The sequence below is a fragment of the Arthrobacter sp. Y3221157 genome (genome assembly GCF_059089865.1).
Map to the genome: position 1 here is coordinate 1 of NZ_JBNHFD010000129.1, position 6,288 is coordinate 6,288.

Consider the following 6,288-nt stretch of genomic DNA (forward strand, 5'->3'; position numbering starts at 1 on the left):
GGGCAGGGCGAGGCGCTCCTGCTGTACCGCGACTGATGGCGGCAGCCTCAAACGGTGCGGACGGCGCCGGGCAGGAACGGTTCCTGGCCGGCGCCGCCGCCCGCGGCCTGAAAGTCGAAATTGTGGAACGTCCGGCCGCCCATAGCCTCGAGGAAGCGGCCGGCATCCTGGGAATCAGCCCCGCGGACATCGTCAAGTCGCTGGTGGTCAAGCACAAGGACGGGACTTTCCTGTTCGCGCTGGTCCCGGGTGACCGGCAGATCTCCTGGCCGAAGCTGCGCACCCTCGTGGGAGTCAACAAGCTGTCACTGCCGCCGGCGGACATGGCCCTGGATGCGACCGGGTATGAGCGCGGCACCATCACCCCGCTGGGCAGCACCACCCCGTGGCCTGTCTACGCGGATGCCACCATCACCGGCAGGCGGATCTCCATGGGTGCCGGGGCCCACGGTTACAGTGCCTTCGTTGACGCCGATGCCTTGACATCCGCCCTGGACGCCGTGGTGGCGGACATCTCCGACCCCCTTTAAACGCAGAAAACCCCGCCCACCGGAGTGGACGGGGTTTTCCAGGAGTATGCGCTGTTACTTGAGGGTAACGGTTGCGCCTGCAGCCTCGAGCTGCTCCTTGGCCTTCTCGGCGGCCTCCTTGTTGGCACCTTCGAGGACAGCCTTGGGGGCACCGTCAACCAGGTCCTTGGCTTCCTTGAGGCCGAGGGAGGTGATGGCGCGAACTTCCTTGATGACTGCGATCTTCTTGTCGCCAGCAGCTTCGAGGATGACGTCGAAGTCGGTCTTCTCTTCAGCCTCTTCTGCAGCGCCGCCGGCAGCGGGGCCAGCAACTGCAACAGCAGCAGCGGTAACTTCGAAGGTCTCTTCGAAGAGCTTGACGAACTCGGAGAGCTCGATGATGGTCAGTTCCTTGAAAGCTTCAATGAGCTCTTCGTTGCTGAGCTTCGCCATGGTAGGCGTCCTTCCTGTTGTGGTGTCCGGCAGGCTCATCGACCGGCCGTGCACCTGAGTCTTGTGGGGTAAAGAGAATTAGTTCTCTTCGGCTGCGGGAGCCTCAGCAGGTGCTTCGGCTTCGGCGGCGGGAGCTTCTTCAGCGGCGGGCGCCTCGGCAGCAGCCGGAGCACCGTTCTCTTCTTCAAGCTTGAGGCGCAGTGCGTCAATGATGCGTGCAGCTGCGGCGGCGGGAGCCTTGAGGACGCCTGCAACCTTGGCGAGCTGCAGCTCGCGGGACTCGAGCGCTGCCAGTTCGGCAACCTCGCTGGCGTTCAGAGCCTTGCCCTCGAAGTAGCCGGTCTTGATGATCAGCTGCTTGTTGGCCTTGGCAAAATCCGTCAGGCTCTTGGCAGCGGCAACTGCGTCACCCTTGATGAACGCGATTGCAGTGGGGCCGGCAAGCTGGCCGTCGAATGCTTCGACGCCGGCTTCCTTGGCTGCAATGGCGGTCAGGGTGTTCTTGACGACCGCGAACTTGGTGTCCTGGCCGAGAGAAACACGCAGCTGCTTGAGCTGTGCAACGGTGAGCCCGCGGTATTCGGTCAGGACAGCGGCGTTCGATTCCTTGAAATCGTTAGTGATCTCAGCTACTGCTGAAACCTTGGTAGGCGTTGCCATAACCCTCCTTCCGGGGATAGTGCCGGGTATTCGACGGTCCCCGCTCAGGTGAGCTAAAACTAAAAACGCCCCGCGCAGATGCACGGGGCTTGGCTCAACACGGTTCTCCATGGAGCTTTGCTTCGTTCACCTGCGCCGGCCGCCCTATGTTCAGGGTCCTTCGTAAGGAAAACCACGGCACCTCCCGCGCAGGACAGCAGAGTTGCGCCATGTCCGGGAGAGTGGATTTCCAATAACCGACGGTCTTTGGTCATCCCAGTCTACGGGAGGGCATGGCGGACCACCAAATCGTGCCCCGGGCGCTCCCGCGGGCCCCGGTGTGGCGGATCCCTAGCTGTTCCGGGTGTGCAGCTTGGGGAGCTCCTTCTGCCAGATGCCTGTCACCCCGGCGGTGCGGAAGCCCAGCTGCTGGTTGACGGTCAGCAGGTACCGGTTTTCCGGGGCGTTCCAGGTGTAGATTACGCGGGCATCGGGAAACTGTTCTGTGAGCCGTTCCATGTTGGCCACCTTGATCAGCAGCCCCAGCTTGTTGCCGCGGTGTTCCTGCAGCACCAGTGTGTCGTCCTGGAACACCACGTCCGTGCGGTGCGCCAGCACCGTGATCGTGGTCAGCCCCACCAGCGAACCGGTGGCGAGGTGCTCGACGGCGGTGACCACCGTCCGCCGGCCCTGCGCGATGGCGACGTCCTCGGCTTCCCGGAGGATGCCGCCGTCGAACACCATGTCCTGCTCCACCGGCACGTCCAGTGAGGGGTCGACGTCCGCGCCCGCCTGGTTCTCAAGGACTGCGACAGCTTCCAGCCACCGGTCCGGGCAGCGGTCGGTCCAGTGGTGCAGCCGGTACCGGCCGTTGTTCGCCTCATCGGCCTCCGCCTGAAGGTCGGCCACGAGCTTCGAATCCAGCGGGAGTGAACACGAACTGAACTGCTCGATGTGCTGCAGTGTGTAGCCGGTCTTCTGGGCGAACTCCACTTCACGGCTCTCCAGCGGGACGAAACCCAGCCCCGAACCCGGGACCAGCTGCGCCTTCTCAAACTCGTGCAGGGAAGCACCCGGATGGTTGGTGTCCACCAGGATCATGGTGCGCCCCTCCGCCCGGGCCAGGTGTTCGGCGGCTTCGAGCAGGCGGCGGCCCACGCCCTGGCGCTGGAACTCGGGCAGGATGTCCAAGGTGAACTCCGCAAGGTCCAGGTGGTCCGTCATGGGAAGGGCGATATCCACGGTGCCCACGATTTCGCCGTCGACTTTTGCCACCAGGATGAGCTGGCGCTCATACGGGTCCTCAAACTCGAGCAGCTTCTCCAGCGGCCCGTAGGCGAGGTCGTCACTCCCCCAGGTCTGCATCCTGACCTTGCGGCCCACCTCGACGGCGGCCAGGAAGTCCGCCGCGTCCGGAGAGTCCAACGAGTCGGGGATCCAGAGCTGCTCGATCTTCACGTCTTTTGCCATATTGGGCATCATCCCAGCCGTTTCTGCCACTCACCCTCATAGCCTGCAGGTGTGAATCCAAGAGTGATATTGATCGCCAGCATATGCTGGTTTTCGCTGGCGTTCCATGTCAGCACCGAGCGCGCCGCGGGCCATCTGGCCTGGGCCATGCCCAGGTTCCTGATCTTGATCAGCATCCCCAGGCGGTGCCCCCGGTGTTCGGCGGACACAAGGGTGTCCTGCTGGAGTACGGTTGCCGGAACTTCGGGGCGCCAGTTCAGAACGGTATACGCGACCAGTTGGCCAGAGGGCCGGTGCATCGCCGCGGACACCACGGACTGCATTCCGCTGCGGGCAAGGGTTTCCTCGTCGCGGCGGACCCGGGCCGCATCCCAGATTTCGCCTTCCCAATCCAGGCCTGCCGTGGGTACATCAGTGCTCATCCGGGCATTCAGGATGGCGTAGTTGTCCACCAGCTCTTCGGGGCAGGCATCGGCCCAGCCCAGCAGCGCGTAGTCCCCGGCATGGGCAGACGCCGCTGCTTCCAGTGCGGCCAGCCGATCAGGCGGCACGGGCAGGCCAAGGCGGCTGGACATCTCCACCTGTTCGAGCTCGTAGCCGCCGGCTGCCGCGAAGGCGGTGGAAGGCTCCCCTGCCGGCAGCCCGCCCGCCCCGGACTTTGCGGGCAGCAGCGGTCCGGCGCCTTCCACCGCCTGTGCCGGCAGTTCGAAATAGCCATCCAGCGAGGTACGGCTGTGCTGCTGCGCCACGTCCTCGGCAAACTGCAGGAGCCGGCGGCCCAGTCCGCGCCGCCGGTGCCCGGGTGATACCAGGACGTTGATGCCCGCCGTCCAGAGGTTCTCGCGCAGTGGCAGCGTCACCGAGCACATGCCCACGGTTTCCCCGCCGATCCGGCCCACGAAGAGCTGGCGGGCCTCATAGGGAGTGCCGCGCCAATGCTCCAGTTCCTCGGCCAGGGTGTACCCGCGGTCAAGGTTCCCCCAGGTCTCCAGTTCGTGCGCCTGCCGCATTGCCTGGCAGTCAAGGAAGTCCCGGGCATCCTGCGCCCCGGCCAGGGACCCGGGCATCGCGACGGCGGTTATCACCAGGCCATTCGGCTGCGTCATGACCATAGCCTAGCCAGCCCTGGCCGGCTGTCGAGGGCGGTGTAAGGGGAAGGTGCGGCTTAACGCGGAAGGGACCGCCCGGCTGCTGCCGGACGGTCCCTTCCTTTGTGCCGGACTGGCACGGGAATGCTTGTAAGGCTACGCCTCGATGAGCACCTTGGTGACGTTGGGGTCGACGGAGATGCCGGGACCGAAGGTGGTGGCAACCGTTGCCTTCTGGATGTAGCGGCCCTTGGCAGCGGACGGCTTCAGGCGAAGCACCTCTTCCAGGGCTGCGGCGTAGTTCTCGGCCAGCTTGACGGCGTCGAACGAGACCTTGCCAATGATGAAGTGCAGGTTGGAGTGCTTGTCGACGCGGAAGTCGATCTTGCCACCCTTGATGTCGTTGACGGCCTTGGTGACGTCCGGGGTCACGGTGCCCGTCTTCGGGTTCGGCATCAGGTTACGCGGACCCAGGACCTTACCGAGGCGGCCAACCTTGCCCATGAGGTCAGGGGTGGCGACGGCGGCATCGAAGTCGGTCCAGCCGGCGGCGATCTTCTCGATCAGGTCGTCGGAACCAACGAAGTCGGCACCGGCGGCGATTGCTGCCTCAGCCTTGTCGCCCGTGGCGAACACCAGGACGCGGGCGGTCTTGCCGGTGCCGTGGGGCAGGTTGACCGTGCCGCGGACCATCTGGTCAGCCTTGCGGGGGTCCACGCCGAGGCGGAAGGCAACCTCAACCGTGGCGTCGAACTTGGACGGGTTGGTGTCCTTGGCGAGCGTTACTGCCTCGAACGGCGCGTAGAACTTCTCCGCGTCGATCTTGGCGGCTGCTGCCTCATATGCTTTGCTGCGCTTTGCCATGCTGCTTGTTTCTCCTTGTGCAGTTGTGGTCTGCGGACCGCGCTGGGCCCTGCCACAGTCGGTGGTCCGGTCTCGTTATTCGGACCGGATGCCCGACATTTCAATTTTTTTATGGTGCCGGTTTCCCGGCGGTGCCGTCCGTCGTCGTCAAGTGCCCGACCCCGGATGGCTGGACGGGTTATTAGCCCTCGACCGTGATGCCCATGGAGCGGGCGGTGCCGGCGATGATCTTTGCTGCACCCTCGAGGCTGGTGGCGTTGAGGTCTTCCATCTTGGTGGAGGCGATCTCGTTGACCTGGGCCTGGGTCAGCTTTGCAACCTTGACGGTGTGCGGGGTGGCGGAACCCTTGGCAACGCCTGCAGCCTTCTTGATGAGCTCTGCAGCCGGCGGGGTCTTGGTGATGAACGTGAAGGAACGGTCTTCGTAGACCGTGATCTCCACGGGGATGACGTTTCCGCGCTGGGCTTCCGTCGCAGCGTTGTACGCCTTGCAGAATTCCATGATGTTGACACCGTGCTGGCCAAGCGCAGGACCGATCGGCGGGGCCGGGTTAGCGGCACCTGCCTGGATCTGCAGCTTGATGAGGCCGGTGACCTTCTTCTTGGGAGCCAATGTAGGGTCCTTCTCTCAATAACGTCCTGGGGCACAGGAGCGTGCCTCAGGTTTTTGGCCGCCATGGCAAGGCGGCCGGCCGTTCCGGTGCCGCTAAGCGGGCAGCGCCGGGACGAATTCTTTGGGTGGTCAGATCTTGGTGACCTGGTTGAACGCCAGGGTGACCGGCGTTTCGCGCTCGAAGATGGAGACCAGCACCACGAGGGTCTGGGACTCGGGCTTGATCTCGGAGATGGTGGCCGGAAGGGTCTCGAACGGGCCTTCCTTGACGATGACCGACTCGCCGACTTCGAAGTCGACAGCCACGGGAGCCTGGTTCTGCTTGTTGACCGGCTTGCCCTTTTCGGCCTGCTCTTCCTCGAAGACCGGGGCCAGCATGGAGAAGACCTCGTCCAGGCGCAGCGGCACGGGGTTGTGGGCGTTGCCCACGAAGCCGGTAACGCCGGGGGTGTGCCGGACGGCACCCCAGGAGGCGTCGGTCAGGTCCATGCGGACCAGGACGTAGCCGGGGATGCGGACGCGGTTGATGATCTTGCGCTGGGCGTTCTTGATCTCTGGGCCGTGACGGTTGGCGCCGTAGCAGGACCCAACCTGATCCAGCCCGGCACGGTGGTGGGTGCGGCGCTGGGGCTGCCAGCGGTGGCAGGACCGT

The 6,288-nt window shown here is 64.6% G+C and carries 8 protein-coding genes; 1 reads left to right on the plus strand and 7 read right to left on the minus strand.

The window, feature by feature from the left end:
- Positions 1-35 precede the first annotated feature (35 nt).
- Positions 36-530, plus strand: a complete 495-nt coding sequence (locus AC5RTT_RS19240; RefSeq protein WP_494146527.1) for an aminoacyl-tRNA deacylase — start codon at positions 36-38, stop codon at positions 528-530.
- A gap of 54 nt (positions 531-584) precedes the next feature.
- Here the strand turns inward: AC5RTT_RS19240 and rplL are convergent, their stop codons facing one another.
- From rplL to nusG, 7 genes are all read right to left on the minus strand, one after another.
- Positions 585-962 (minus strand): 50S ribosomal protein L7/L12, encoded by a 378-nt coding sequence (rplL, locus tag AC5RTT_RS19245; protein WP_009358316.1) that lies wholly within the window; start codon positions 960-962, stop codon positions 585-587.
- Between the two features lie 78 nt (positions 963-1,040).
- Positions 1,041-1,622, minus strand: a complete 582-nt coding sequence (rplJ, locus tag AC5RTT_RS19250) for a 50S ribosomal protein L10 (RefSeq protein WP_494008937.1) — start codon at positions 1,620-1,622, stop codon at positions 1,041-1,043.
- A 330-nt stretch (positions 1,623-1,952) separates the two neighbouring features.
- Entirely contained in the window at positions 1,953-3,071 is a 1,119-nt protein-coding gene (locus AC5RTT_RS19255) for a GNAT family N-acetyltransferase (protein ID WP_494051005.1), read from the minus strand.
- A gap of 8 nt (positions 3,072-3,079) precedes the next feature.
- On the minus strand, positions 3,080-4,177 hold the full coding sequence (locus tag AC5RTT_RS19260) for a GNAT family N-acetyltransferase (RefSeq protein ID WP_494146525.1): 1,098 nt from the start codon (positions 4,175-4,177) through the stop codon (positions 3,080-3,082).
- Positions 4,178-4,315: 138 nt separating this feature from the next.
- Positions 4,316-5,023: a 50S ribosomal protein L1 gene (rplA, locus tag AC5RTT_RS19265; protein ID WP_009358320.1), complete on the minus strand. Its 708-nt coding sequence runs from the start codon at positions 5,021-5,023 to the stop codon at positions 4,316-4,318.
- 181 nt (positions 5,024-5,204) lie between these two features.
- A complete protein-coding gene (gene rplK, locus AC5RTT_RS19270) occupies positions 5,205-5,636 on the minus strand; it encodes a 50S ribosomal protein L11 (RefSeq protein WP_003803853.1) in 432 nt (143 codons plus the stop codon).
- 129 nt (positions 5,637-5,765) lie between these two features.
- The coding region (gene nusG, locus AC5RTT_RS19275; protein ID WP_494146526.1) for a transcription termination/antitermination protein NusG at positions 5,766-6,288 on the minus strand (523 nt) is incomplete at its 5' end.

Excerpts from the sequence above, each read along its gene's own strand:
- AC5RTT_RS19240 (WP_494146527.1), top strand. The coding sequence starts at position 36 with ATGGCGGCAGCCTCAAACGGTGCGGACGGCGCCGGGCAGGAACGGTTC.
- rplL (WP_009358316.1), bottom strand. The coding sequence starts at position 962 with ATGGCGAAGCTCAGCAACGAAGAGCTCATTGAAGCTTTCAAGGAACTG.
- rplJ (WP_494008937.1), bottom strand. The coding sequence starts at position 1,622 with ATGGCAACGCCTACCAAGGTTTCAGCAGTAGCTGAGATCACTAACGAT.
- AC5RTT_RS19255 (WP_494051005.1), bottom strand. The coding sequence starts at position 3,071 with ATGGCAAAAGACGTGAAGATCGAGCAGCTCTGGATCCCCGACTCGTTG.
- AC5RTT_RS19260 (WP_494146525.1), bottom strand. The coding sequence starts at position 4,177 with ATGACGCAGCCGAATGGCCTGGTGATAACCGCCGTCGCGATGCCCGGG.
- rplA (WP_009358320.1), bottom strand. The coding sequence starts at position 5,023 with ATGGCAAAGCGCAGCAAAGCATATGAGGCAGCAGCCGCCAAGATCGAC.